Consider the following 24,713-nt stretch of genomic DNA (forward strand, 5'->3'; position numbering starts at 1 on the left):
GGCGCCCCCTCGCCCGCCGCTTCGCACTCGAGGCGGCGGGCGTCAGCATCGTCCCCACCATCCCTCGTTTCGTTGAGCTGACCCGTCATGGCCCTCGAACTGATCGGAGCGATCGCCCTCGGCTTCATGGCCGCGGGCCTGGCGCTTCTGGCCCTGCGCCTGTCGCGCGGACGCCTGCCCCGCGCGCTCGTGCCGATCAGCGCCGGGCTCGCCATGCTCGGCTTCGGTCTGTGGAGCGACTACAGCTGGGCCGAGCGCACGCAGGCCGCCCTGCCCGACCATTTCGCGGTGCTGGGCAGCCACGCGGAACGCTCGCCCATGCGACCCTGGACCTATCTCTTCCCGGTCACCGACCGCTTCTCCGCGATCGACCGCGAGGCGGTCGGGCGCAACCCCGACCATCCCGACATCGCCCTGGTGGACGTGGTGCTCGTCAGCCGCCGCATGCCGGTGGGCCGCGTGGCCCAGTTCGTCGACTGCCGCACCGGCAAGCGCGCCCAGGTGGTCGATGCCGCGAGCCTCGACCCGGCTTCCGCGAACCTGCGCTGGATCGAACTGCCGGCCGGAGATCCGCTGCTGACGGCAAGCTGCGGCACCGCCTGACGAGCGAGCCGCCTTTCGCGCCTGCCGTCCCTCGACCCTTCGTTCCGCCGCGCCGACGCGCCACATGGCGGAAACATGGCGACTTGCGGGCGGCCACGGGGCGCCACGCATCTCGACCCGTTCTAAAATCCGGACATATAGCCGCGAACACAAGATTTTCGGCGCTCTCCCGGGTCGGGGGAGCTCTCGGAGCTGTCTGCCCGGATCGAAAGGATCAGAGTTGCGTACCGAAGTCCGGACAGGGCCCCTCGGCCCGTTTCCTCATGTCAGCCGCCCCGTCTTCTCGATCTCGGCCGGGCTGATCGTCGCCTTCGTCCTGTTCGGCATCCTCTTTCCGGAAGCGGCCGGCGCGCTCTTCCCTGGCCTGCAGGCCCAGATCGGCGAGCGGTTCGGCTGGCTTCTGACGCTGACGACCACGTCCGCCATCGGCTTCGTGCTCTACGCGGCCATGAGCCGATACGGTGACATTCGTCTCGGAGCGCAGACCGAGGAGCCGCAATACGGCTTCTTCTCCTGGGTCTCGATGCTGTTTTCCGCCGGCATCGGCATCGGCCTGCTCTACTGGGGCGTCGCCGAGCCGCTGCAGCATTTCGCCGAGCCGCCGGTGGGCGAACCCTTCTCGGTGGAGGCGGCCCAGCAGGCCATGGTGCTGTCCTTCCTCCATTGGGGGATCCACGGCTGGGCGATCTACGCGCTGGTGGGCCTCAGCCTCGCCTATTTCCACTTCCGGCACGGACTGCCGCTGTCGATCCGCTCGGCGCTCTATCCGCTGATCGGCGAGCGCATCTACGGCCCGATCGGACATGCGGTGGACATCCTCGCCGTCTTCGGCACCATCTTCGGCGTCGTCACCTCCCTCGGCCTCGGCGTCATGCAGATCAGCGACGGCCTGGAGGTTCTGACCGGGATCGAAGGCTCCATCGCGCTTCAGCTGGGGCTCCTGGCGGGCATCACCGCGGCCGCGACCCTCTCGGTGATGGCCGGCCTCAACTCCGGCATCAAGCGCCTGTCGAACTTCAATGTCGGCCTGTCGATGGCGCTGCTGGCCTTCGTCGTCGTCTTCGGGCCGACGCTCTACGTCCTCGATTCCTTCATCGAGAATATCGGCCTCTATCTGGAGGCCCTGCCCCGCCTGTCCTTCTGGAACGAATCCTATTCGGGCACGGACTGGCAGGTCGACTGGACGATCTTCTACTGGACGTGGTGGATCTCCTGGTCGCCCTTCGTCGGCATCTTCATCGCGCGCATCTCGCGCGGGCGCACCGTGCGCGAATTCTCGCTCGGCGTGCTCTGCATCCCCTGCGGCATCCTGTTCTTCTGGTTCACCGCCTTCGGCGGCGTCGCGGTGCAGATGGAGCTTTCGGGTGCCGAGCCGGGCCTCGCGGCGGCGGCCCAGGCGAGCTACGGCTCGGCCATCTTCGCCATGATGGAGTTCTACCCGTTCACCACGCTTCTGAACGCGCTCATCGTCGTGATGATCGTGATCTGGTTCGTGACCTCAGCCGATTCGGCGAGCCTCGTGGTCGACATGCTGACGGCGGGCGGGCACGACGACCCGCCGCGCATCCAGCGCATGTTCTGGGCGATCTCCTCCGGCGCCATCGCCGCCGTCCTCGTCGTGGCGGGCGGACTGGAATCGCTTCAGGCAGCCGCCGTGGTGGCGGGCTTTCCCTTCACCTTCGTCATTCTGGTGATGATGTTCGGCCTGTTGCGCGGCTTCGGGCGCGACCGCCTCGTCCTGCACCGCACTAAGCAGTGGTACCTGACGGAGAAGGAGGCGGACCACAATCTGCCGGACGCCTACGAGGGCGAAAAGCATCTGAAGGGCCCGCCGGCCGTCGTCTCAGGCGACTGACCCAACGAAAAAGGGGCGCCCGGCGGGCGCCCCTTTTCGTATCGAGCGTCGGACGGGGCCGGTCAGGCCGCGAGGCGCGTGCGGAAGGCGGACAGGATCGCGTCGCCCATCTCGCCCGTTCCGACCTTGCGGCAGTTCGGCGCCATGATGTCGCCGGTGCGCGTGCCGGAGTCCAGAACCTCGGCGATCGCCCCCTCCAGCGCGTCCGCCTCCGCGGTCATCTGGAAGGAATAGCGCAGCATCATCGCCAGCGAGGCGATCATCGCGATCGGGTTGGCGATCCCTTGCCCGGCAATGTCGGGCGCCGAGCCGTGCACCGGCTCGTAGAGCGCGCGGCGCTTGGCCGTCGCGGCGTCGGGGCTTCCGAGAGAGGCCGAGGGCAGCATGCCGAGCGAGCCCGTCAGCATGGCCGCGATGTCCGACAGCATGTCGCCGAAGAGGTTGTCGGTGACGATGACGTCGAACTGCTTGGGGTTCTGCACGAGCTTCATGCCGCCCGCATCCGCCAGCATGTGGTCGAGCGCGACGTCGTCATAGCCGTCCTTGTGCGTGGCGGTGACGACCTCGTTCCAGAGAACGCCCGTCTTCATGACGTTGCGCTTCTCCATCGAGGTCACCTTGCCGCGCCGCGTGCGCGCCAGCTCGAAGGCGGCCCTGGCGATGCGCTCGATCTCGTAGGTCTCGTAGACCTGCGTGTCGACGCCGCGCTTCTGGCCGTTGCCGAGGTCCGTGATCTCCTTCGGCTCGCCGAAATACACCCCGCCCGTCAGCTCGCGCACGATCAGGATGTCGAGCCCGTCGACCAGCTCGCGCTTGAGCGAGGAGGCGTCGGCCAGCGCGGGATAACAGATGGCGGGGCGAAGATTGGCGAAGAGCTCCATGTCCTTGCGCAAGCGCAGGAGGCCGGCCTCGGGCCGCTTCTCGTAGGGGACCGCGTCCCATTTCGGCCCGCCGACCGCGCCGAAGAGCACCGCGTCCGCGGCCATGGCGAGCGCCATGTCCCCTTCCGAGATCGGCACGCCATGCGCATCGAGCGCCGCGCCGCCGACGAGGCCGGTTTCGCTCTCGAAGCCCGCGCCCGCCTCGTTGAGGACGGGGATGAACTTCTCGACCTCGGCCATCGCCTCGGGGCCGATGCCGTCGCCGGGCAGGAGCAGCAGTTTGCGGGTCGTCATTCTCGGGCAGCTCCGATCTGTCGTTCTGTTCGGGGTCGTCTGGAGGCGAGCGATCAAAATCGGCTCATGCCCAGGGGCGCTCCTGCGAGAGGCGCCCCTCGAAGCCGGCGATGTCGGTGTCCTTCTGCAGCGTCAGGCCGATGTCGTCGAGGCCGTTCAGAAGACGGTGCTTGCGCGCCGGGTCGATGTCGAAGCGAACGGTCTCGCCGTCCGGCCGCACGATCTCCTGCGCCGCCAGATCGACCGAGATCTTGGCGTTCGCGCCCTTCTGCGCGTCCTCCATGAGCTGGTCCAGCTCCTCCTGGCTAACGCGGATCGGCAGAATGCCGTTCTGGAAGCAGTTGTTGTAGAAGATGTCGGCGAAGTCGGTCGATATCACGCAGCGGATGCCGAAGTCCAGCAACGCCCAGGGCGCGTGCTCACGGCTCGAACCGCAGCCGAAATTGTCGCCCGCGATCAGGATCTCGGCGTTGCGATAAGCCGGCTTGTTGAGGACGAAGTCGGGATTGTCCGAGCCGTCGTCGTTGTAGCGCAGGCCTGCGAAGAGGCCGACGCCGAGCCCGGTGCGCTTGATCGTCTTCAGATAGTCCTTCGGGATGATCATGTCGGTGTCGATGTTGACGATGGGCAGCGGCGCGGCCACGCCCGTCAGCCTGTCGAACTTCTGCATGTCCATCCTCCTTCGGCGGCGGCTTCGATCGGGGCGGGTTCCCCGGTCCGCAAGCCGCTCTCATCGCCGGTTCCGATAGCATCGCCCGCGCTCAGGGGTCAAAGCTTCGCAGACGCCTTCCCCCATCGCGACGGGAGCGCCGGCCCTTGCGCGCCGGACCGGGCTTTGCGAGGGATGCCGGACCCTTTCGTCCGGAGCCCGCTTCATGAAGCTCTACCGCCTCCTCACCGGGATCGATGATTCCGCCTTCTGCCACAAGGTCTCCCTCGCCCTGTCCAAGGGCTGGGAGCTCGCCGGCAGCCCGGCCTACGCCTTCGATGCCGCCGAAGGCGTCATGAAGTGCGCCCAGCCGGTGACGAAGACCGTCGAGGGCAAGGACTACGACCCCTCGATGAAGCTCGGCGAGCAATAGGCCCTTGCGCCGCGGCGCGAAGCGTTCGGCCCAGGCCTTCGCGGGACTGGCGCTGGCGGTCGCGCTCGCGCTTCTCCTCGGCCTTCTGGTCCCGCGCGGCGTGGAGAACGTCGCGTCCGGGCCGGGCGGCAACGAGATCGTCCTCGTCGCCAACGCCATTCACACCGACATCGCGCTGCCCGCGACGCCGCAGGTGCTGGAGCGCCTGCGCTTCCTCGCCGAGGACGGTCTGCCGCTGGACCACCCCGAGCTCGGCGCGATCCTCGTCGGCTGGGGCGGCCGGGAGTTCTACACGCGCACGCCCACCTGGGGCGACCTGACGGCGGGAGCGGCCTTCGCCTCCGTCACGCTGGACGATTCCGTGCTGCGCTTCGCGCTGGCGCCCGTGCTTCCCGCCGATCTTCCCGGCACGCGCCGGCTCGTCCTTTCCGACGCGCAGTTCGAGGCGCTTCTCGCCTTCGTCGAGCAGACGCTGGAGCACGACGACGCGGGGCGGCCGGTCCATGTGGCCGGGGCGGGATACTCCCCGTTCGACCTCTTCTACGAGGCGGAAGGCTGGTTCAACATCGCCGTGGGCTGCAATGTCTGGACGAGCGCGGCGCTCGCCCATGCCGGCATCGCGACGGGCATCTGGACGCCCCTGCCCCAGACGCTCCTGGCCTCGATCCGCTGGCACGGCTGAGCATCGGCCCGAAAATCGGAATCGACACTCGGAAAGCCTGACGCGTGGGGTGGAGGAGGTCGCCCAGGCGCCCCTCACTCCGGATCTGCGACCGCCCGCGGCAGACGGCGGATCTCCACCGAGCTGATGCGGCGCCCGTGCCGCTCCAGGATCTTGAACCGGTAGCCGTCGATCTCGATCGCCGTGCCGACCTCCGGCACCCCGCCGCGCTCCGAGACGATCAGCCCTCCCACGGTCGCCGCCTCGCGCTCGGGCAGGTCCCATTCCAGCGCCCGCTCGATCTCGCGCAGCCGCGTGTCGCCGCGCACGGTCACGTGTCCGCTGTCCTTCGGATCGGCGATGATCGCCTCGCCGGGCTGGGCGATCTGGCCGAAGACGACCTCGACGATGTCCTCCAGCGTGACCAGTCCGGCGAGGTCGCCATGCTCGTCCACGACGAGGTTCATCTTCTGCGACGAGCCGTTGCGGAAGGATTCGAGCTGTTCGCGCAGCGGCCGGCTCTCGGGAACGAAGACCGGCGGCGTGGCGAAGGCCCGGATGTCCGCCGACCGCCCGTCCCGGCGCGCCTCGGCGAAGGCCGCGAGAGCCCCCTTGGCATCGACGATTCCGACGACGTCGTCGTTCGTCTCGCCCCACAGGACGAGGCGCGAATGGCCGGCGGAAAGCAGCCGGGAGACGATCTCGTCCGGGTCGAGGTCGGCCGGCAGTCCGACGATGCGCATGCGCTGCGTCATCACGTCCTCGACGGTCAGATCGTCCAGCGCCAGCACGCCGCGCAGCATCTGGCGCTCCTCGCGCGCCGCTCTTTGCGCCGCGCCCTTCTCCTCGATGCCGTAGAGGTCGATCAGGCCCTGCAGTTCCTCCTCGCCCTGGCCGGCCCCGGCGTCCGGCGCGCCGCCGATGGCGCGCAGCAGCCGGGAGAGGATGATGTTGACGAGGGAGCCGAGCGGCCCGAGCACCCGGTCGACGAGGGCGAGGAAGGGCGCAGCCTTCAGCGCGGCGTCGTCCGGCCGCTGCAGGGCGTAGGTCTTGGGCAGGACCTCGGCGAAGATCACCAGAAGGACGGTCATCACCAGCGAGGCGTAGAGGACGCCGCCTTCGCCGAACCAGGCGATGAGCAGGCCCGAGGCCAGGGCCGTGGCGGTGGTGTTGACGAAATTGTTGCCCACCAGGAGCGCGGCGATGAAGCGGTCCTTGCGCTTTCCCAGCTTCGCGATCCGTGCGGCGTTGCGGTTCCCCTCCTTCGACTGGCGCGCGATGAAGGCCCGGCTCGAGGCGGTGAACGCCGTCTCGCTGCCGGAAAAGGTCGCCGACAGCACGAGAAGGACCAGGATCACGATGAGAATCAGGGCGTCCACTTGTAGCCTTCCATCAGGAGCGGGAACGGGCCGGTGCGGGCGCGTTCCGGAAAAGGATTGCCGGATTTGCGGTGCCGCGTCACCCTGCCGCGCCCGACGCTGTGGCGGCGGCCAGGGCCTTCGACACCTGTTCGGCCGTCGTGACCGTGCAGAACTCGCCGTGAAGGTTGGCCAGCGTCATCGCCTGGATGTCCTCGGCCGGGAACAGGCGCCCGTCGGGACCCGTGCGGTCGAACGTATAGGTGGCGTCGGAGACGAGAAGGGTCTCGTAGCCCAGATTGCCGGCCATGCGCGTCGTCGTCTCCACGCAATGGTTGGTCGTGATGCCGACGATCGCCAGCGCCTCGATCCCGCTCGCCCGGAGATGATCGTCGAGCGGGGTGCCGATGAAAGCGCTGTTCACGTCCTTCACGATCAGGGTCTCGCCCGGCCGCTCGCGCGCCGCTTCCATCGGCTGGAAGCCGGCGGCATCCGGGTGGAAGCGCGAGCGGGGGCTCACGTTGCGGTGGCGCACGTGGACGACCGGGGCCTCCGCCCGCCGGAAGGCGTCGAGGAGCGCGGCGATGGCGTCGAGCGCGCCGGGATTGTTGCGCCGCTCGCCCGCGGCCTCCTTCTGCGCGAAGGCCTGTTGCACGTCGATGACGAGAAGCGCGGTGCGCGAGGGGCTGAGGCGATCGGTCACGCCACGCTCTCTTCCAGCGCTTCCATGTCGTCGTCCGACAGGCCGAAATGGTGGCCGATCTCGTGGATCAGGACATGGGTGACGAGGGTGCCCAGCGTCTCCTCGTGCTCGGCCCAGTAATCGAGGATGGGACGGCGATAGAGGAGGATGCGGTTGGGCATCTCGAAGGTGCCCGGCACGTCGGATTCGCCGATGGGGCGGCCTTCGAACAGGCCGAGGATGTCGAAGGGGCTTTCGAGGTTCATCTCCTCGATCACGTCGTCGTCCGGGAAGTCGGCGACCAGAAGGCGGATGTCGCCGGAGAGGGCTCGGAACGCTTCCGGCAGGCCGGCATAGGCGGCCACCGCGAGGCTTTCGAACTCCTCCAGGCTCGGCGCCAGCCGGCCCGCCCAGTCGCCGCTCTGATCGAGAATGGCCATCATCGTCCCTCAACCTTCGTCGAGGGGTGCATATTGTGCGGCAGGCCGTTCTGCCAAAGGGTTTGACGCTGCAGCACGAAAAGTTCCGGCGGACCCAAGAAAATATTCCTCCAATAGGACAGCTTGACTCGTCGGGGCCGCTCTGGAATCCATTGGAACATAACAGGAACGAAATGCCTCGATCGAGGCGGTGAGACCGGTGCGACCTTTCCGTCGCGGCCGATGGAGACCCTATGTTCGAGCTCAGCGACAAGCGGCGGGCCCCGGCCGCCGCAACGATGGCGTTCGCCGGTGCTCCTGTGGAGCCAAGCGCCGGAGAGAGAGCGGGCAGGCCTGTCCCGCCCGTTCTGACCAGGCTGCGCGGCGAAGTCGCGCGCATTGAGGGCCGGCTCGCCGAGCGCCTTCAGGAGGAGAACCCGGAGGCGGATTTCGTCCTTCCCACGGGCGTCGCGCCCTTCGACGAGGCCTTGTCGGGCGGCATTCCCACCGGCCTCACCGAACTGCGGCTCGACCAGACCCGGGATGCGGGCGCGGGGGCCGGCTTCGCGCTGGCGCTCGCGATCTTGGCCGGCGCCGACGCTTGCCGGCCGTTGATCTGGATCGGCGAACGCCACGTCTTCACCGAAGGCGGCCATGCCTCGGCGGCGGGCCTGCGCACGCTCGGTCTCGACCCCGCCGCCCTCCTCCTCGTCGCGCCCCAGCACCTGGAGGAGGCGATCTGGGCGGGCGAGGAGGCCGCGCGCTCTCGCGCGCCCGCCCTCGTCGTCCTGGAGACGCGCGGCAATCCGAAGCGGCTCGGCCTCGAAGGCACGCGCCGCCTGCACGTGCGCGCGAAGGAGAGCGGCCGCCCCTTCCTCATGCTGCGCCAGGCCGGTGCGCCGGAGACGAGCGCGGCGCCCCTGCGGCTCGCCGTCTCCGCCCATCCCGGCGCGCCGCCCGGCGAACTCGGCCCCGGGCGCTTCCTCGGCGCGCCGGCCTTTCGGATCGACATCGAGAAATCGCGGGACGGACGTACCCGCCAATTCCTTCTGGAATGGAACGCCCATGAGCAGCGCCTCGCTCTCCTCGACCGTGCCCCCGCGCTATCTGGCGGTGTCGCTCCCGAGACTGTCCACCGACCGCATCCTGCGCGAGAGGCTGGGACGCTCGTGGCTCTCCGGCGCGCATCCTGAGGCGCCCGCTGGGCCGGTCACCGGCCCCGTTCCGTCCGTCTTCCGGGATGCGGCGGGCAGCGCCCATCGCAGCCTGGTGGCCCTCGCCCTCGCCCCGGTTCCCACGCCGCAGGGGCGCGCGCCGCTCGCTCTGTTCGAGAAGGCCGGCGGCGCCCAGCGGCTCGTCGCCCTCTGCGAAGGGGCCGCGAAGCTCGGCCTCGCGCCCGGTCTCGGCGTGGCGGAGGCCCGCGCCCGCTTCCCGCATCTGGAGCTGATCGAGGCCGACCGGCCGGGCGACGCCCGGCTTCTGGAGATGGTCGCCGACTGGTGCGACCGCTACACCCCGCTCGTCGCCCTCGACGGCTCGTCGCGGCTTCTTCTCGACATTTCCGGCTGCGCCCATCTCTTCGGCGGCGAGGCCGCCATGGTGGCCGATCTGACCACCCGCCTCACCGCGCAGGGACTGACGGTGCGCACCGCCGTGGCCCGGCAGGCCGGCACGGCGCAGGCCCTCGTCGACCACGCCTCCGGCACCCGGCTGCAAGCCGGCGGGGAGCGCGAGGCGCTCGCGCCCCTTCCCCTGTCGGCCCTGCGCCTCGAGCCGCAGGTCGCGGCCATGCTCGCGCGGCTCGGCCTGAAACGATTGGGCGAGATGTTCGAGCTTCCGCGCGCCGGTCTCGCGCGTCGCTTCGGGCAGGCCCTCGGCGACCGGCTCGACGAGGCGCTGGGGCACGCGCCCGTGCCCATCGTCCCGCGCCGCCCGGTGCCGCTCATCATCCACGAGCGCCGCCTGTTCGAGCCGATCAGCCGCACCGAGGACATTCTCGGCCTTCTGGAGACGCTGGCTCCGCGTCTTGCCCTCGATCTGGAGCGGCGCGGCGAAGGCGCGCGCCGGCTCGCCCTGACCCTCTTCCGGCTGGACGGACGCGTCGAGCGTCTGGACGTCGGAACGGCGGCGCCGACCCGCGATCCCGTCCAGCTGGTGCGCCTCTTCAAGGAGCGGTTGAAAGGTCTGGGCGACGAACTCGACGCCGGCTTCGGCTACGATCTCGTGCGCCTGGGCGTCGAGGCCTGCGATCCCCTGGCCGAGCGGCAGGGCGATCTCGGCGCGGCCAAGGGCGCGGGCGAGCCGGTGGAGGTGCTGCTCGACCGCCTCGCCGCGCGCCTCGGCGAGGCCGCCGTCCTCGGGCTCGACGAGGTCGAGAGCCATCGCCCCGAACGGGCCGAGTCCTTCGGCGCCGCCCTTCGAAGGGAACTGGCCGCCGCGCGGCCGGCCGGAGCGCGGGTCGCGGTGGGCGCTCCCCGGCCTTTGCGGCTTCTGGTGCCGCCCGAGCCCGTCGAGGCGACGGCCGGCGTGCCCGAAGGCGCGCCCGAGCAGTTCCGCTGGCGGCGTGCCCACCACCGGGTCGTGCGGGTCGAAGGGCCGGAGCGGATCGCGCCCGAATGGTGGCGCGAGGATTGCGGGGAGACGCGCGACTATTTCCGCGTCGAGGACGTGGAAGGCCGGCGGTTCTGGATGTTTCGCGAGGGACGGCAGGCGCCGAGCGGCGCGCCGGCCTGGTTCATGCACGGGCTCTTCGCCTGATGGACGCCCCTGCCCCCAAGCCGGAGCCGAAGGGCTTCTTCGAAGCCGGGACCGGCTTCTGCGAGATCGGCGTCGCCTCGAACTTCTCGTTCCTGCGCGGCGCCTCCCATCCGCGCGAGCTCGTCGTCACCGCCAAGCTGCTGGGGCTCGGCGGACTGGGTCTGGCCGACCGCAACAGCGTGGCGGGCGTCGTGCGCGCCTACCAGCAGGCCCGCGAGGAGCGCTATCCGTTCCGCCCCGGCGCCCGGCTCGTCTTTTCCGACGACACGCCCGACATCCTCGCCTATCCGCGCGACCGCGACGGATGGGGACGGCTCTGCCGGCTCCTGACCGCCGGAAACCTGCGCGCCGAGAAGGGCGGCTGCCGCCTCTTCCTCGCCGACCTCCTCGGCCATGGGACGGGGATCAATCTCGCGCTGGCGGCACCCGAGGCGCTGGGGGCGGACGGCCCGGCGCTGGAGGCGGCTCAGGCGCTTTGCGGGCGCGTCCTGTCGCTTCTGGCCAAGCGTTTCGGCCGCTCCGTCCGCCTCGCCGTGAGCTGTCGCCACGACGGGCTCGACGCCCGGCGTCTCGCCAACGCGTCCCGGCTCGCCGCCGAATGCGGCACGCCGATGATGGCGACCAACGACGTGTTCTACCACGCGGAGGGACGGCGCCGGATGCAGGACGTCTTGACCTCCATCCGCGAACACGTGCCGCTGGCGCAGGCCGGCTTCCATCTGTCGAGGAACGCCGAGCGGCGCCTGAAGACCTCGGACGAGATGGCCCGGCTCTTCCGGCTGCATCCGGACGCGGTCGAGGAGGCCCGGCGCTTCTTCGCCGAACTGCGCTTCGACCTGAAGAGCCTGGAATACGTCTATCCGGACGAGAAGCTGCGGCTGGCCGGCACGCCGACCGAGGAGCTGCGCGCCCTCGCCTACCGGGGCGCCGAATGGCGCTTTCCAGACGGGCTCTCGGAGGCGAACCGGAAGACCATCGAACACGAGCTCGCGGTCATCGCGCATATGAAGTACGAGCCCTATTTCCTGACCGTGGAGCGCATCGTCGGCGCGGCGCGGCGGATGGGAATCCTCTGCCAGGGACGCGGCTCGGCGGCCAATTCGCTGGTCTGCTACTGCATCGGCGTCACCGAGGTTCATCCCGACCGCGCCGGGCTCCTCTTCGAACGCTTCATCTCCTCCAACCGCAACGAGCCGCCCGACATCGACATCGATTTCGAGCACGAGCGGCGCGGCGAGATCATCGACTGGATCTACGCCGAATACGGCCGCGACCAGGCCGCGCTCGCGGCCACCGTCATCACCTACAGGGCCCGCTCGGCCGCGCGCGAGGTGGGCAAGGCCTTCGGCCTATCGGACGACGCGGTCTCGGCCCTGTCCGGCTCGGTCTGGGGCTATTCCTCCTCGGACCTCGGCGAGCGGGAGGCCCGCGCGGCGGGCCTAGCCGCCGAGGATTCCACGACGCGCCACGTGCTCGACTTCTGCGCCGAACTCTCCGGCATGCCGCGCCACCTCTCCCAGCATGTCGGGGGCTTCGTCCTGACGCGCGGCCGCGTGGACGAGACCGTGCCGATCCTCAACGCCGCCTCCGAAGGGCGCACCATCGTCGAATGGGACAAGGACGACCTCGACGAACTCGGCATCCTGAAGATCGACATCCTCGCGCTCGGCATGCTCTCGTGCCTGCGACGCGGGCTCGACATGCTGCGCGAGCACTACGGACACGACTACTCGCTCGCCGACATTCCAGACGAGGATCCCGGCCTCTACGCCATGGCGAGCCGGGCCGACACGCTCGGCGTCTTCCAGATCGAGTCCCGCGCGCAGATGACGATGCTGCCGAAGCTGAGGCCGAACTGCTTCTACGACCTCGTGATCGAGGTCGCGATCGTGCGGCCGGGGCCGATCCAGGGCAACATGGTCCACCCCTATCTGAAGCGGAAGATGGGGATCGAGGCGACCACCTATCCGAGCCCGGAGCTCAAGGAGGTGCTGTGGCGCACGCTCGGCGTGCCGCTCTTCCAGGAACAGGCGATGCGCATCGCCATGGTGGCGGCGAAGTTCACGCCGGACGAGGCCGACGGGCTACGCCGCGCCATGGCGACCTTCCGGCGCGCCGGCACCATCCACACGTTTCGCGAGAAGATGGTCGAGCGCATGGTCGCGAGGAAGTACGATCGAGAATTTGCCGAGAACTGCTTCAACCAGATCGAGGGCTTCGGGGAATACGGCTTTCCGGAAAGCCACGCCGCCTCCTTCGCCCTCCTCGTCTACACGTCCTGCTGGCTGAAGTGCCACTACCCGGACGTCTTCGCCGCCGCGCTCCTGAACTCCCAGCCCATGGGCTTCTACGCGCCGGCCCAGATCGTGCGAGACGCGCGAGAGCACGGCGTCGAGTTCCGCCCCCTCTCGGTCAACGATTCCGCCTGGGACCAGACGCTCGAAGTGGCGACCTACGATCCCGCACGCATCGCGCCGCGCCACCGCGAGCAGGCGGACGACATCTGGACGCAGCGCGCCGTGCGGCTCGGCTTCCGGCAGGTGAAGGGCCTGTCCGAGGCCGAGATGCGCCGGCTCACCTGGGTGCGGGACAGTACCGGCCCCTTCGATTCCGTGCGCGACCTCTGGCTGCGCACCGGCCTGCCCCGCCGCACGCTGGAGCGCCTCGCCGACGCCGATGCCTTCCGGTGTCTCGGCCTGTCGCGGCGCGAGGCGCTGTGGGCGGCGCGCGCGCTCGACGCGGGAAGCGCGGCCGAGCGCCTCCCGCTCTTCGACACGGCCGACGCGCGCGACCTGCAGCGCGAACGGGCCGCGCTGCTTCCGCCCATGCCCCCCGGCGAGGAGGTCATCAACGACTACCGCTTCCTGTCTTTGTCCTTGAAGGCGCACCCCGTCTCCTTCATCCGGGCCGAACTGGCGGCGCTGCGCATCATTCCCAACCAGTCCATGGAGACGATGCGCTCGGGGCGGCGCGTGGACGTATCCGGCCTCGTCCTCATCCGCCAGCGGCCGGGCTCGGCCAAGGGCATCATCTTCATGACGATCGAGGACGAGACGGGCGTCGCCAACGTCATCGTCTGGCCCGGCGTGTTCGAGCGTTTCCGGCCGATCGTCCTCGGCGCCCGCTTCGTGCGCGTGAAGGGACGCATGCAGAGCGACCACGGCGTCATCCACGTCGTCGCCGAGACGATCGAGGACATGACGCCGGTGCTGGGCAGGATCGCGAGCGGGGGGCTGACCGGCACGAAGACGCTGGCGCCGACCGACCATGTGAAGAGCCCGCTGCGCTATCACGGGCGCGAGCGGAGCGTGGCGTCCGGCCCGAGCGAGGAGATCGCGGAGGCCGCGGCCGCACTCGCCTCCGCGCTCGCCAACGCCGACGAGGTGCGCCGCCCCTACGACGAGGCCGACCGCACCCGGCGCTTTCTCGACCGACAACCGCGCCTCCTGCGCGAGAGCGTCGAGGCACAGGAACGCCCGCCCGACGCCCCCCGTCCCCGCACGGTCGCCAACGCCCATCTGGTCGGCATCGTGGATCGCGGCGTCGAGGCGGTGATGCCGCAGGGCCGCAACTTCCACTGAGACCGCGCCGCAGCCGAGCCCGGACGACGTCCTGACCCAGACGCCGACATCTCCGATCTCGCGAAACGGAAGACGGGAGCCGAAGCGCCTTCCGATGACGGAGAAGCCCGGCATCCGCGTCGCCGTCGTCGTCGCGCCCCGCCGAACGATCGGTTAGAAGCGGCCCGAAGCCCCGCGTCGCCGTCAGACGGCGCGGACAGACTGAGAAGAAGGAACGCGACCCATGCAGACACGTGCCGCCGTGGCCTGGGAGGCCGGCAAGCCGCTCACCATCGAGACCGTCGAGATCGGGGGACCGCGCGCCGGCGAGGTGCTGGTCGAGATCATGGCGACGGGCGTCTGCCACACCGACGCCTACACGCTGTCGGGCCTCGATTCGGAAGGAAAGTTCCCCGCGATCCTCGGCCACGAGGGCGCGGGCATCGTGCGCGAGGTCGGCGCGGGCGTCACTTCGGTGAAGCCGGGCGATCACGTCATCCCGCTCTACACGCCCGAATGCCGCCAGTGCAAAAGCTGCCTGTCGCAGCGCACCAATCTGTGCACCGCGATCCGCTCCACGCAGGGTCAGGGCCTGATGCCGGACGGCACCTCGCGCTTCTCCTGCGAGGGCGGCGAGGTGTTCCACTACATGGGCTGCTCGACCTTCTCGAACTTCACCGTGCTGCCGGAGATCGCCCTCGCCAAGGTCCGCGAGGACGCGCCCTTCGACAAGATCTGCTACATCGGCTGCGGCGTGACGACGGGCATCGGCGCGGTGATCTACACGGCCAAGGTCTGGCCGGGCGCCAATGTCGTGGTCTTCGGCCTCGGCGGCATCGGCCTGAACGTGATCCAGGGCGCGCGGATGGTGGGCGCCGACAAGATCATCGGCGTCGACCTGAACCCGGCCAAGGCCGAGATGGCCCGCAAGTTCGGCATGACCGACTTCCTGAACCCCAGGGACGTGGGCAACGACAAGGTCGTGCAGGCGCTCGTCGACATGACGGGCGGCGGCGCCGACTTCTCCTTCGACGCGACCGGCAACACCAACGTCATGCGCCAGGCGCTCGAATGCTGCCATCGCGGCTGGGGCGAGTCGATCGTCATCGGCGTGGCCGAGGCGGGCAAGGAGATTTCCACGCGCCCGTTCCAGCTCGTCACCGGCCGCGTCTGGAAGGGCACGGCCTTCGGCGGCGCGCGCGGCCGCACCGACGTTCCCAAGATCGTCGACTGGTACATGGACGGCAAGATCAACATCGACGACCTGATCACCCACACCATGCCGCTGGACGAGATCAACACCGCCTTCGACCTGATGCACGAGGGCAAGTCGATCCGCTCGGTCGTGGTGTACTAAGAAAGGGCGAGGCTTGACCCTCATTATTTGTCGGTACATCTAATGAGGGTCAGCTTCGATCCGACCAAGCGCGAACGGACGCTGGCGGAACGCGGTTTGGACTTCGAGGATGCGGCCGTCGTGTTCGCCGGCCCGACCTTGACGATCGAAGACGAGCGAAACGACTACGGCGAGACGCGGCTTCAAACCTACGGCGTGCTGCGCGAGCGGATCGTCATGATCGTCTGGACGCCGAGATCGGCCTTTCGGCACATCATCTCGATGAGGCATTGCCATGAACGCGAAGCCCGAAAAGTCAGAGAGCGACTGGTTCGACCCTGACGATGCGCCGGAGTGGACGGACGAGATGTTCGAGCGTGCCGACCTCTATCACGGCGATACGTTGATCCGCCGCGGGCGCCCTCGCCTCGCCAATCCCAAGCAGCGCGTGACCATCCGGCTCGACGACGACGTCGTGACCGCCCTTCGCGCCGCCGGTCCCGGCTGGCAGACGCGCGCCAACGCGATCCTGCGGGACTGGATGCGACGGGAAGGCGAAGGGGCGTCCAAACCTTGAACGAGACACTGGACTGGACGACCTTCGATGCGCTGTCCGGCGTCGAGGTCCACGACCTTCTGCGCCTGCGACAGGACGTCTTCGTCGTCGAACAGGCCTGCGCCTTCCCCGAGATCGACGGGCGCGACCCGCAGGCCCTCCATCTTCTCGCGCGCATCGAGGGGCGGATCGCCGGCTGTCTCCGGCTCATCGAAGAGGAGGACGCGATGCGGATCGGCCGCATCGTCGTCGGCCCGACCGCTCGCGGGACGGGGCTCGGCCACCGGCTGATGCGGGCGGCCATCGCGCGGTGCGGGCAATTCCATGCGGGCCGGGACGTTCTGTTGTCCGCGCAGGCTCATCTTCAGAACTTCTACGCGGCGCACGGTTTCATCGCCGTCTCGCCCGCCTATCTGGAAGACGGCATTCCGCATGTGGACATGCGGCGGCAGGCATAGAGCAACGGGGGGATGTCGTTCCGACGTCCGGAAGGCCCGATGCGACGGATTTGAAGTTCGGATCGGCATCATCCTCGTCTCGACGGACGAGAGGGCGCTCCGAACGCGACAGGACGAGGAGAGGCATGGAAACCATTTCGACCGCGAAGGCCCATGGCGGCGTCCAGGGGGTCTATCGTCACCGCTCGCATTCGACGGACTGCGACATGACCTTCGCGGTCTTCGTGCCCGAGCACGAGGCCGGCGCCAAGCTGCCGGTCCTGTGGTTCCTCTCCGGCCTGACCTGCACGCATCAGAACGCCATGGACAAGGGCGAGTACCGCCGCGCGGCGGCCGAGCACGGCGTGATCGTCGTCCTGCCCGACACGAGCCCGCGCGGGGCCGACATTCCCGACGACAAGGACGACTGGAAGTTCGGCTCGGGGGCCGGCTTCTATGTCGACGCGACCCGGGCGCCCTATTCGGCGAACTACCGCATGTACTCCTACGTCGCCGAGGAGCTTCCCGCCTATCTCGGCGTGAACTTCCCGGCCGACCTGAACCGCATGTCGATCATGGGCCATTCCATGGGCGGCCACGGCGCGCTGACGATCGCGCTCAAGCACCCGGACCGCTACCGCTCCTGCTCGGCGCTCGCCCCCATCGTGCAGCCGCGGACGGCGGACTGGTCGCGCCCCGCCTTCGACCGCTATCTCGGCCCCGACGGGCGCGCCCACCGCGCCTACGACGCGACCGCCCTCATCGAGGACGGTAAGCGGTTTCCCGAGTTCTACGTCGATCAGGGCACGGCCGACCAGTTCCTGACGGACGGTCTGCGCCCCGAACTCCTGAAGGCGGCCTGCGAGAAAGCCGGCATCCCCCTTACGCTGAACATGCGGGAGGGTTACGACCACTCCTACTACTTCATCTCCACCTTCATGGCCGACCACGTGGCCTATCACGCGAGCCGGCTGAAGGACTGAAAGAGCTTCGGACACGCATGACCAACGCAACGGCTCGCATCGGCGTCATCGGCCTCGGAACCATGGGCGCCAACCTCGTCCTGAACGTCGCGAGCCGCGGCTTCGTGACGACCGGCTTCGACCCCGTTCCAGAGAAGGTCGCCGGCCTGCAGGCCGAGGTGGAGCGCATCGGCGGAACCTTCCTGCGGGTCGATCGGCTGGCCGACATGGTCGCCAGCCTCTCCCGGCCGCGCATCGTGCTCCTGATGGTGCCGGCCGGGCCGATCGTCGAGCAGCAGATCGAGGCGCTCACGGCTCTTCTGGAGCCGGGCGACCTGATCGTCGACGGCGGCAACACGAATTTCGAGGACACGGTCCGGCGCACGCGGTCGCTCGAGGAGAGCGGCATCCTCTATTCGGGCACCGGCGTCTCGGGCGGCGAGGACGGCGCGCGCTACGGCCCGTCGATGATGGTGGGCGGCAGCCTCGAGGCCTACGATCTGCTTCGCCCGATCGTCGAGGCGATCGCCGCGCGCTACGAGGACAGCCCCTGCGTCGCCCATATGGGCCCCGACGGCGCGGGCCATTTCGTCAAGACCATCCACAACGGCATCGAATACGCCGACATGCAGCTGATCGCCGAAATCTACGGCGTCCTGCGCGACGGCCTCGGCCTGTCCGCCGACCGGATGGCGGAGATCTTCCGGCGGTGGAACGACGGCCCGCTGCACTCCTACCTGATCGAGATCACCGCGCTGGTGCTGGACGAGCGCGACCCGGAGACGGACGGCGCGCTGATCGACGTCATCGTCGACGAGGCCGGCCAGAAGGGCACCGGCCGCTGGTCGGTCATTGAGGCGCAGAAGCTCGGCGTCGGCGCGACGACGCTGGAAGCCGCCGTTTCCGCTCGCGGCGTGTCCTCGCGCCGGGCCGAGCGCGAAGAGGCCGCGAAGGCCTATCGCGGGCTCGTGTCCACGCCGGGCGAGTTCCAGGGCGACGAGGCCGGCATCGCCGAACTGGAAGCCGCGCTGACCACGGCCAAGATCATCGCCTATGCACAGGGCTTCGCCGTCATGGCCGCCGCCTCGCGCGAGCATGGCTGGAGCCTGCCGCTCGGCGACATCGCCCGGATCTGGCGCGCCGGCTGCATCATCCGCTCTCGTTTCCTGAACGACATCGCCGCCGTCTACGAGGAGGGCGACACGCCGAACCTCCTCCTCTCGCCGCGCTTCGCCGAGCGCGTGACCGCCGGAGAGGGCGCGCTGCGCCGCGTCGTCGCCAAGGCGGCTCTGGCCGGCATCCCGGCTCCCGCACTCTCGGCGGCCCTCGCCTATTTCGACGACTATCGCCGCGCGCGCGGCACGACCAACCTGACGCAGGGCCAGCGCGACTTCTTCGGCGCCCACACCTTCCGCCGGCTCGACCGCGAGGGAACTTTCCACCACCGCTGGCCGTCTCTGCCGAACGGCTGAGAGCCGTCCGGCCGGTCGCTTCCCCGGCTCAGGCGGCGACCGCCCTCGGACGCTTGGCGTCGAAGGCCGCCGCGATGAGCGCCTTGGTGTAGGGGTCCTTCGCCTCCTCGAAGATGGCGCGCGTCGAGCCCTCCTCGACCAGCTTGCCGTCCTTCATGACGAGGATGTGGTCGGAGATGGCGCGCACCACCGCCAGATCGTGGCTGATGAAAATGTAGGACAGGTCGTGGTCCTGCTGCAGGCGCCGCAGGAGTTCGACGATCTGCACCTGCACCGAGCGGTCGAGCGCCGAGGTCGGCTCGTCGAGGACGACGACCTTCGGCTTGAGGATCATGGCGCGGGCGATCGCGACGCGCTGGCGCTGGCCGCCGGAGAACTCGTGCGGGTAGCGGTTGCGCGAGGCCGCCGGCAGGCCGACCTCCTCCAGCGCCGCGGCGGCCCGCCGGTCGCGGTCGGCCTTCGAAAGCTCCGGCTCGTGGACCAGAAGACCCTCGGTGATGATCTCGCCGACCGTCAGACGGGGTGAGAGCGAGCCGTAGGGGTCCTGGAACATCAGCTGCAGTTCGCGCCGAAGCGGCCGCATGGCGGAGCGGTCGAGGCTCGTGATGTCGCGGCCCGCGAAGACGTAGCGCCCGTCCGAAGGCAGCAGGCGCAGGACCGCGCGCCCGAGAGTCGACTTGCCCGAGCCGGACTCGCCGACGACGCCGATCGTCTGTCCCGCCTTCAGCCGCACCGAGACGTCGTCCACCGCGCGGAAGGTCTTCGGCCCCTTGGAGAAGAGACCGCCCGAGCCACGCAGATCGTAGTCCACGACGACGTTGCGGGCGGTGAGGATGTCGGGATTGCCCTCCGGCACCGGCGCCTTCTCGCCTTCCGGCTCGGCGGCCAGCAGCATCTTGGTGTAGTCGTGGCGCGGCGCTTCGAAGATGTCCTCCGTCGAGCCCGTCTCCACCACCTCGCCGCGCCGCATGACGACGACGCGGCTGGCGAAGTGGCGCACCACGCCGAGATCGTGCGTGATGAGGAGGATCGCCATGCCGAGACGCTTCTGGAGGCTCGAGAGCAGATCGAGGATCTGCGCCTGCACGGTCACGTCGAGCGCGGTCGTCGGCTCGTCCGCGATCAGGAGCTCGGGATCGTTGGCGAGCGCCATGGCGATCATCACGCGCTGGCGCTGGCCGCCCGACAGCTCGTGCGGGTAGGAATCGATCCGCCGCTCCGGGTTCGGGATGCCGACGAGGTTCAGGAGCTCCATCACCCGCTCGCGCACCGCCTTTCCGCGCCGCGAGCCGTGATGGGCGATCACCTCGCCGATCTGCCGCCCGACCGTGTAGAGCGGATCGAGCGAGGTCATCGGCTCCTGGAAGATCATCGAGATCTTCGCGCCGCGATAGCGGTTGAGCCGGGAGGCCGAGAGGCCGATCAGCTCGTCGCCGCGATAGCGGGCCGAGCCGGTGGCCCGGCCGTTCTGCGCGAGCAGGCCCATCACCGCCATCATGGTCTGGCTCTTGCCGGAGCCCGATTCGCCGACGACGGCGAGCGTCTCGCCCTGATGCACCTGGAAGGAGACGCCCTTCACCGCTTCGAGCACGCCGTCCTCGGTGTCGAACGACACTTTGAGGTCGTTCAGGGCGAGGACCGGCTGGTTCTGGTCGCTCATCGTCAGCGGTCCTTCGGGTCGAACGCGTCGCGCAGTCCGTCGCCGATGTAGTTCAGCGCGAAGAGCGTGACGCAGAAGAAGATGGCGGGGAAGATCAGGAGCCAGGGGGCGGCCTGCATGGTCTGCGCGCCGTCGGAGATCAGCGCGCCCCAGCTCGTCAGCGGCGCCTGCACGCCGAGGCCGAGGAAGGAGAGGAAGCTCTCCAGGAGGATCACCTTCGGCACCACGATGGTGACGAAGACGACCACCGGGCCGATCGTGTTCGGAACGATGTGGCGGCGGATGATCTGGCCGTCGGTGACGCCCATCGCCTCGGCGGCGGCCACGAACTCGCGGCGCTTCAGCGACAGGGTCTGCCCGCGCACGATGCGCGCCATGTCCAGCCACTCCACCATGCCGATCACGAGGAAGATCAGGATGAAGGAGCGCCCGAAGAAGACGACGAGCATGATGACGAGGAAGACGAAGGGCAGCGAATAGAGGATCTCGATCAGCCGCATCATCAGATTGTCGACCCGGCCGCCGAGATAGCCCGCGATCGCGCCGTAGGTGACGCCGATGACGAGGGCGACGAGGGAGGCGAGAACGCCGATGATGAGCGAGATCTGGCCGCCGACCATGACGCGCACCATCAGGTCGCGCCCGTTGCGGTCCGTACCGAAGAAGAAGTGCTGCCGCTGGACCGAGCCCTCGACGACCGCGACGCGGCCCTCCTCGGCCGTCTCCACGATCTGCGAACCCTGCCCGAACTCGTTGACGCGGTCGAAGAAGCGGGTGACGCGCGGGTCCACCTCCTCCTCGCCGCGGACGGTGGCGCGATAGGTTTGGCCGTCCACGTCGAACTCGACGAGTTCGAGGCGGGCGCGGGCCGCGACGCCTTCCGCCACGCCTTCCAGCGCCGATTCCTCGGGTCTGGCCTCCAGGCTCGGCGCGACGCCGACATAGGAGGTGAAGACCTGATCGTAGCGCTGCGTCACGAGATGCGGACCGGCGAAGCAGAAGATCGTGACGAGGCCCAGGATGACGAAGCCCGTCATGGCCGCACGGTTGCGGCGCAGGCGAAGGAGCGCGAGCTGGAAGAGCGAGCGGCCGCGCACCTCCTTCTCCGCCAGCGGCAGTTCGCCCGGCAGCGGGCCGGGATTGGGCGTCGTCGAGGACAGATCAGTCATGGCGGATCCTCGGGTCGAGCAGCGCGTAGAGGATGTCGACGAGCAGATTGAAGACGATGATGAAGATCGAGATCAGGATGACCGTCCCCATCACCAGCGTGTAGTCGCGGTTCAGCGCCCCTTCCACGAAGTAGCGGCCGACGCCGGGGATGGTGAAGATCGTCTCGACCACGGTGGACCCGGTCAGGAGCGCGGCGCAGCAGGGCGCCAGATAGGTGACGGCGGGAAGCATCGCCCCGCGCATGGCGTGGGTGACGACCACCGAGCGCCAGGGCAGGCCGTAGGCCTTCGCCGTGCGCACATGGTCGGTGCGCATCGCCTCGATCATCGAGCCGCGCGTCAGGCGCGCGAAGACGGCGAGCTGCGGCAGGCCGAGCGCGATGACGGGCAGAAGGAGGTTGGAGAAGCCCCCTGCCCCCAGCCGCCGGCCGGAACCCAGGAGAGCATGATGGCGAAGATCAGGGTCAGCACCGGGCCGACGACGAAGTTCGGGATGGTGATGCCGATCGTGGCGACGCCCATCACCAGATAGTCGACCCAGCCGTTCTGGCGCAGCGCCGCCGTGACGCCCGCCGCGACCCCGCCGACGACGGCGAAGAGAAGCGCCCAGAGGCCGAGCGTCACCGAATAGGGCAACGCCTGGAGGATCAGCTCGGCGACGTCGTAGTCGCGATAGATGAAGGAGGGTCCGAAATCGCCCGACAGCGCGTTGGTGATGTAGGTCCAATACTGGACGTAGAGCGGCTGATCGAGCTGGAAGGTGGCCATCAGATTGGCCATGGTCTGCGGCGGCAGAGGCCGTTCCAGATTGAACGGGCCGCCGGGCGCCATCCGCATCAGGAAGAACGAGATCGTCACGACGATGAAGATCGTCGGCACCGCGCTGAAAAGGCGGTTCAGTACGAAGCGCAGCATCGAATTCCTCGGGCTTCGGGCGGGCGCCTTCCCCGATGGGAGGCAGGGGGCCGGATGGTGGCGGCCCTGGACGGTCGGGTGAGGCCTACAGCATCGCGAAGGGGATGCGCATCACCTTTTCGGACGGTTCGGCCGGTCTCTTCGGTCGCGCCCTCCTCGTGCGGCAGGACGCCGAGAGGAGGGACGCCGGTCCGGGCGACGGCGGAGCGGGGCGGCCCGACTTCGAAAGTCGGGCCGCCCCGCCCGAAGTTGCTAGCGGTTGACCGTCAGGTTCTTCGACAGATGGTTGTCGACGACATTGTCGCTCCAGCCCTGGACGCGGTCGGAGACCAGCCAGAGGGAGGCCGAGTTCAGGAGCGGCGCGACCGGCTGTTCGGCCGAGAGGATCGCCTCAGCCTCATGCAGGATTTCGCGGCGCCGCTCCGGGTCCTGCTCGTCGTAGCTTTCGGCCATGAGCCGGTCGTACTCCTCGTTGCGCCACTTGGAGTAGTTGAACGTCTCGTTCGAACCGACGGCGAGCGCCAGGAAGTTCTCGGCATCCGCGTAATCGGCGACCCAGCCGGCGCGCGCGACGTTGAAGGCTCCGCCTTCCTGCAGATAGGCGTAGTGCGAGGAGACGTCCGAGTTGGTCAGCGTCACCGTCGCGCCGAAGAGCGTGCGCCACATGTCGGCGATCGCCGTCGCCACGCGCTCGTGGTTGACGTTGGTGTTGTACCGGATCTCGATGGTCAGCGGCTGGCCGCCCTCGCCGAAGCCGGCCTCCTCCATCAGGCGAAGCGCCTCGTCCTCGCGGTCGAGCTGGTCCATCTCGGCAAAGTCGGGCTCGGACGGATCGCCGTAGTTCTCGAGACCGGGGGGCACCATCGCATAGGCCGGCAGGCGCGCGCCGTTGAAGATCTCGCTGGCGAGGAAGTCGCGGTCGATCGCCATGGACAGCGCGCGGCGCACGTCGGCATTGTCGAAGGGCGCGGTGCGCGTGTCGAAAGCGTAGTACTCGGTCGAGAGCTTGGGATAGACCCGGACCTGCTCCTCGCCGAATTCATTGCGCAGGAACTCAAGCTGGTCGGCGGCGAAGTCGAAGGTGACGTCGAGCTCGCCAGCCTGGAAGCGACGCTGGGCGGCAGCCGCGTCGTCGATCGGATAGAACATCACCGCTTCGAGCTGAACGTTGTCGGCGTCCCAGTACTCTTCGTTCTTCTCGACGCGGATGTGGTCGTTGGCGACCTGAGCCGTCAGCCGGAAGGCGCCGTTGGAGACCATCGTGCCGGGCCGCACGAAGTTCGCGCCCTCGGCCTCGACCGTCGCCGGATGGACCGGCAGGCCCGTCTGGTGCGTCAGGAGCTCCAGGAAGAAGGGCGTCGGGCGCTCAAGCGTGATCTCGAGCGTCTTGTCGTCCACCGCGCGTACGCCGAGCTGGTCGACCGGCATGTCGCCACCGTTGACGGCCTCGGCGTTCTTGATCGGATAGAGGAGATTGGCGTAGCCGGCCGCCGTCTCGGGGTCCTGCAGGCGGCGCATGGAGTAGACGAAGTCCTCGGCCACGACCGGGTCGCCGTTCGACCAGTTCGCATCGTCGCGGATCTTGAACGTGTAGACCGTTCCGTCGTCCGAGATTTCCCAGCTCTCCGCCGTTCCGGGAATCACTTCGCCTTCGCCGTCATAGATGACGAGGCCTTCGTAGAGATCCTTCAGGATGAAGCTCTCGATATTGATCGAGGTCTGCGCCTGATCGAGCGTCTGCGGCTCGCCGGCGTTGCCGCGATGCAGGACCTGCGCCTGCGCGAGGGTCGTCGTCGAAAGAAGCGCGGCGGCAAGGAATCCGAGAACCGGAAGGCGTGTCATCGTTTCACTCCCTGAAAGGTGAAGGGCCGGCGCCGTCTCGCGGCAGCGGACCATAAGGCGGCGATACGATCTTCGAACGGTGAGAAAGTAAAGTTCACAATCGTTTCGTGCGTCCGCCGACATTCGAACCCGATCGGGCGGAGGCACCGCCGACGAGGATGACAGGCGCCATACCGGCCATCCCCCACCGAGTTCAAGTCGAAAAGGTTCGC

The 24,713-nt window shown here is 68.8% G+C and carries 21 protein-coding genes and 1 pseudogene; 13 read left to right on the top strand and 9 right to left on the bottom strand.

What is annotated here, in order from left to right; translation table 11 throughout:
- Nucleotides 1-87 precede the first annotated feature (87 nt).
- Complete coding sequence (locus AC6R2M_RS13505) at nucleotides 88-603, top strand: hypothetical protein (protein WP_500482976.1); 516 nt, start codon at nucleotides 88-90, stop codon at nucleotides 601-603.
- A 220-nt stretch (nucleotides 604-823) separates the two neighbouring features.
- Entirely contained in the window at nucleotides 824-2,458 is a 1,635-nt protein-coding gene (locus AC6R2M_RS13510) for a BCCT family transporter (protein WP_500482978.1), read from the top strand.
- A 62-nt stretch (nucleotides 2,459-2,520) separates the two neighbouring features.
- Here AC6R2M_RS13510 and leuB read toward each other — a convergent pair whose 3' ends face one another.
- Entirely contained in the window at nucleotides 2,521-3,633 is a 1,113-nt protein-coding gene (leuB, locus tag AC6R2M_RS13515) for a 3-isopropylmalate dehydrogenase (protein WP_500482979.1), read from the bottom strand.
- A 64-nt stretch (nucleotides 3,634-3,697) separates the two neighbouring features.
- Nucleotides 3,698-4,303: a 3-isopropylmalate dehydratase small subunit gene (leuD, locus tag AC6R2M_RS13520; RefSeq protein WP_500482980.1), complete on the bottom strand. Its 606-nt coding sequence runs from the start codon at nucleotides 4,301-4,303 to the stop codon at nucleotides 3,698-3,700.
- Between the two features lie 205 nt (nucleotides 4,304-4,508).
- On the opposite strand from leuD, the gene AC6R2M_RS13525 reads away from it, so the two are divergent.
- The gene (locus AC6R2M_RS13525; protein WP_500482981.1) at nucleotides 4,509-4,715 is read left to right on the top strand and encodes a DUF1737 domain-containing protein; all 207 of its coding nucleotides are present in this window, start codon (nucleotides 4,509-4,511) and stop codon (nucleotides 4,713-4,715) included.
- Between the two features lie 4 nt (nucleotides 4,716-4,719).
- The gene (locus AC6R2M_RS13530) at nucleotides 4,720-5,397 is read left to right on the top strand and encodes a TIGR02117 family protein (RefSeq protein ID WP_500482982.1); all 678 of its coding nucleotides are present in this window, start codon (nucleotides 4,720-4,722) and stop codon (nucleotides 5,395-5,397) included.
- A gap of 74 nt (nucleotides 5,398-5,471) precedes the next feature.
- On the opposite strand, the gene AC6R2M_RS13535 is transcribed toward AC6R2M_RS13530, so the two are convergent.
- From AC6R2M_RS13535 to AC6R2M_RS13545, 3 genes are all read right to left on the bottom strand, one after another.
- Nucleotides 5,472-6,755 (bottom strand): HlyC/CorC family transporter, encoded by a 1,284-nt coding sequence (locus AC6R2M_RS13535; protein WP_500482983.1) that lies wholly within the window; start codon nucleotides 6,753-6,755, stop codon nucleotides 5,472-5,474.
- A 79-nt stretch (nucleotides 6,756-6,834) separates the two neighbouring features.
- Nucleotides 6,835-7,437 carry a cysteine hydrolase family protein gene (locus tag AC6R2M_RS13540; protein WP_500482984.1) on the bottom strand — a complete coding sequence of 201 codons (603 nt, stop codon included), beginning with the start codon at nucleotides 7,435-7,437 and terminating at the stop codon, nucleotides 6,835-6,837.
- Nucleotides 7,434-7,856 carry a metallopeptidase family protein gene (locus AC6R2M_RS13545; RefSeq protein ID WP_500487595.1) on the bottom strand — a complete coding sequence of 141 codons (423 nt, stop codon included), beginning with the start codon at nucleotides 7,854-7,856 and terminating at the stop codon, nucleotides 7,434-7,436. Before AC6R2M_RS13545 ends, AC6R2M_RS13540 begins: the two co-directional genes overlap by 4 nt.
- A 233-nt stretch (nucleotides 7,857-8,089) precedes the next feature.
- Here AC6R2M_RS13545 and AC6R2M_RS13550 point away from each other — a divergent pair, with 233 nt between their 5' ends.
- From AC6R2M_RS13550 to gnd, 9 genes are all read left to right on the top strand, one after another.
- On the top strand, nucleotides 8,090-9,028 hold the full coding sequence (locus AC6R2M_RS13550) for an ImuA family protein (RefSeq protein WP_500482985.1): 939 nt from the start codon (nucleotides 8,090-8,092) through the stop codon (nucleotides 9,026-9,028).
- Between the two features lie 214 nt (nucleotides 9,029-9,242).
- Complete coding sequence (locus tag AC6R2M_RS13555) at nucleotides 9,243-10,592, top strand: Y-family DNA polymerase (protein WP_500487597.1); 1,350 nt, start codon at nucleotides 9,243-9,245, stop codon at nucleotides 10,590-10,592.
- Nucleotides 10,592-14,173, top strand: coding sequence for an error-prone DNA polymerase (locus AC6R2M_RS13560; protein WP_500482986.1), 3,582 nt, complete (start codon nucleotides 10,592-10,594; stop codon nucleotides 14,171-14,173). Before AC6R2M_RS13555 ends, AC6R2M_RS13560 begins: the two co-directional genes overlap by 1 nt.
- A 223-nt stretch (nucleotides 14,174-14,396) precedes the next feature.
- Nucleotides 14,397-15,509: an S-(hydroxymethyl)glutathione dehydrogenase/class III alcohol dehydrogenase gene (locus AC6R2M_RS13565; protein ID WP_500482987.1), complete on the top strand. Its 1,113-nt coding sequence runs from the start codon at nucleotides 14,397-14,399 to the stop codon at nucleotides 15,507-15,509.
- Nucleotides 15,510-15,551: 42 nt separating this feature from the next.
- Nucleotides 15,552-15,830: a BrnT family toxin gene (locus tag AC6R2M_RS13570; RefSeq protein ID WP_500482989.1), complete on the top strand. Its 279-nt coding sequence runs from the start codon at nucleotides 15,552-15,554 to the stop codon at nucleotides 15,828-15,830.
- Complete coding sequence (locus AC6R2M_RS13575) at nucleotides 15,784-16,065, top strand: BrnA antitoxin family protein (RefSeq protein ID WP_500482991.1); 282 nt, start codon at nucleotides 15,784-15,786, stop codon at nucleotides 16,063-16,065. Before AC6R2M_RS13570 ends, AC6R2M_RS13575 begins: the two co-directional genes overlap by 47 nt.
- Nucleotides 16,062-16,502: a GNAT family N-acetyltransferase gene (locus AC6R2M_RS13580; protein WP_500482993.1), complete on the top strand. Its 441-nt coding sequence runs from the start codon at nucleotides 16,062-16,064 to the stop codon at nucleotides 16,500-16,502. The genes AC6R2M_RS13575 and AC6R2M_RS13580 overlap by 4 nt, the downstream gene beginning before the upstream one ends.
- A 125-nt stretch (nucleotides 16,503-16,627) precedes the next feature.
- A complete protein-coding gene (gene fghA, locus AC6R2M_RS13585) occupies nucleotides 16,628-17,464 on the top strand; it encodes an S-formylglutathione hydrolase (RefSeq protein ID WP_500482994.1) in 837 nt (278 codons plus the stop codon).
- Between the two features lie 17 nt (nucleotides 17,465-17,481).
- Nucleotides 17,482-18,915 (top strand): NADP-dependent phosphogluconate dehydrogenase, encoded by a 1,434-nt coding sequence (gene gnd, locus AC6R2M_RS13590; protein WP_500482996.1) that lies wholly within the window; start codon nucleotides 17,482-17,484, stop codon nucleotides 18,913-18,915.
- Between the two features lie 28 nt (nucleotides 18,916-18,943).
- Here gnd and AC6R2M_RS13595 read toward each other — a convergent pair whose 3' ends face one another.
- The 4 genes and pseudogenes from AC6R2M_RS13595 to AC6R2M_RS13610 all read right to left on the bottom strand — a co-directional run bounded on the left by AC6R2M_RS13595 (nucleotide 18,944) and on the right by AC6R2M_RS13610 (nucleotide 24,501).
- Entirely contained in the window at nucleotides 18,944-20,575 is a 1,632-nt protein-coding gene (locus AC6R2M_RS13595) for an ABC transporter ATP-binding protein (RefSeq protein ID WP_500482998.1), read from the bottom strand.
- A gap of 2 nt (nucleotides 20,576-20,577) precedes the next feature.
- Complete coding sequence (locus tag AC6R2M_RS13600) at nucleotides 20,578-21,744, bottom strand: ABC transporter permease subunit (RefSeq protein WP_500483000.1); 1,167 nt, start codon at nucleotides 21,742-21,744, stop codon at nucleotides 20,578-20,580.
- Nucleotides 21,737-22,659: pseudogene (oppB, locus tag AC6R2M_RS13605) on the bottom strand (oligopeptide ABC transporter permease OppB). The gene AC6R2M_RS13600 and the pseudogene oppB overlap by 8 nt, the downstream one beginning before the upstream one ends.
- Before the next feature lie 252 nt (nucleotides 22,660-22,911).
- Nucleotides 22,912-24,501, bottom strand: a complete 1,590-nt coding sequence (locus tag AC6R2M_RS13610; protein WP_500483002.1) for a peptide ABC transporter substrate-binding protein — start codon at nucleotides 24,499-24,501, stop codon at nucleotides 22,912-22,914.
- Between the last annotated feature and the right edge of the window lie 212 nt (nucleotides 24,502-24,713).

This window comes from Aureimonas sp. CAS, assembly GCF_059838215.1.

Coding starts and splice junctions, on each gene's coding strand:
- AC6R2M_RS13525 (WP_500482981.1), top strand. CDS start 4,509: ATGAAGCTCTACCGCCTCCTCACCGGGATCGATGATTCCGCCTTCTGC.
- AC6R2M_RS13565 (WP_500482987.1), top strand. CDS start 14,397: ATGCAGACACGTGCCGCCGTGGCCTGGGAGGCCGGCAAGCCGCTCACC.
- AC6R2M_RS13610 (WP_500483002.1), bottom strand. CDS start 24,501: ATGACACGCCTTCCGGTTCTCGGATTCCTTGCCGCCGCGCTTCTTTCG.
- AC6R2M_RS13560 (WP_500482986.1), top strand. CDS start 10,592: ATGGACGCCCCTGCCCCCAAGCCGGAGCCGAAGGGCTTCTTCGAAGCC.
- AC6R2M_RS13505 (WP_500482976.1), top strand. CDS start 88: ATGGCCCTCGAACTGATCGGAGCGATCGCCCTCGGCTTCATGGCCGCG.
- AC6R2M_RS13550 (WP_500482985.1), top strand. CDS start 8,090: ATGTTCGAGCTCAGCGACAAGCGGCGGGCCCCGGCCGCCGCAACGATG.
- leuD (WP_500482980.1), bottom strand. CDS start 4,303: ATGCAGAAGTTCGACAGGCTGACGGGCGTGGCCGCGCCGCTGCCCATC.
- AC6R2M_RS13575 (WP_500482991.1), top strand. CDS start 15,784: ATGAACGCGAAGCCCGAAAAGTCAGAGAGCGACTGGTTCGACCCTGAC.
- AC6R2M_RS13600 (WP_500483000.1), bottom strand. CDS start 21,744: ATGACTGATCTGTCCTCGACGACGCCCAATCCCGGCCCGCTGCCGGGC.
- AC6R2M_RS13595 (WP_500482998.1), bottom strand. CDS start 20,575: ATGAGCGACCAGAACCAGCCGGTCCTCGCCCTGAACGACCTCAAAGTG.
- leuB (WP_500482979.1), bottom strand. CDS start 3,633: ATGACGACCCGCAAACTGCTGCTCCTGCCCGGCGACGGCATCGGCCCC.
- AC6R2M_RS13570 (WP_500482989.1), top strand. CDS start 15,552: ATGAGGGTCAGCTTCGATCCGACCAAGCGCGAACGGACGCTGGCGGAA.
- fghA (WP_500482994.1), top strand. CDS start 16,628: ATGGAAACCATTTCGACCGCGAAGGCCCATGGCGGCGTCCAGGGGGTC.
- AC6R2M_RS13545 (WP_500487595.1), bottom strand. CDS start 7,856: ATGGCCATTCTCGATCAGAGCGGCGACTGGGCGGGCCGGCTGGCGCCG.
- gnd (WP_500482996.1), top strand. CDS start 17,482: ATGACCAACGCAACGGCTCGCATCGGCGTCATCGGCCTCGGAACCATG.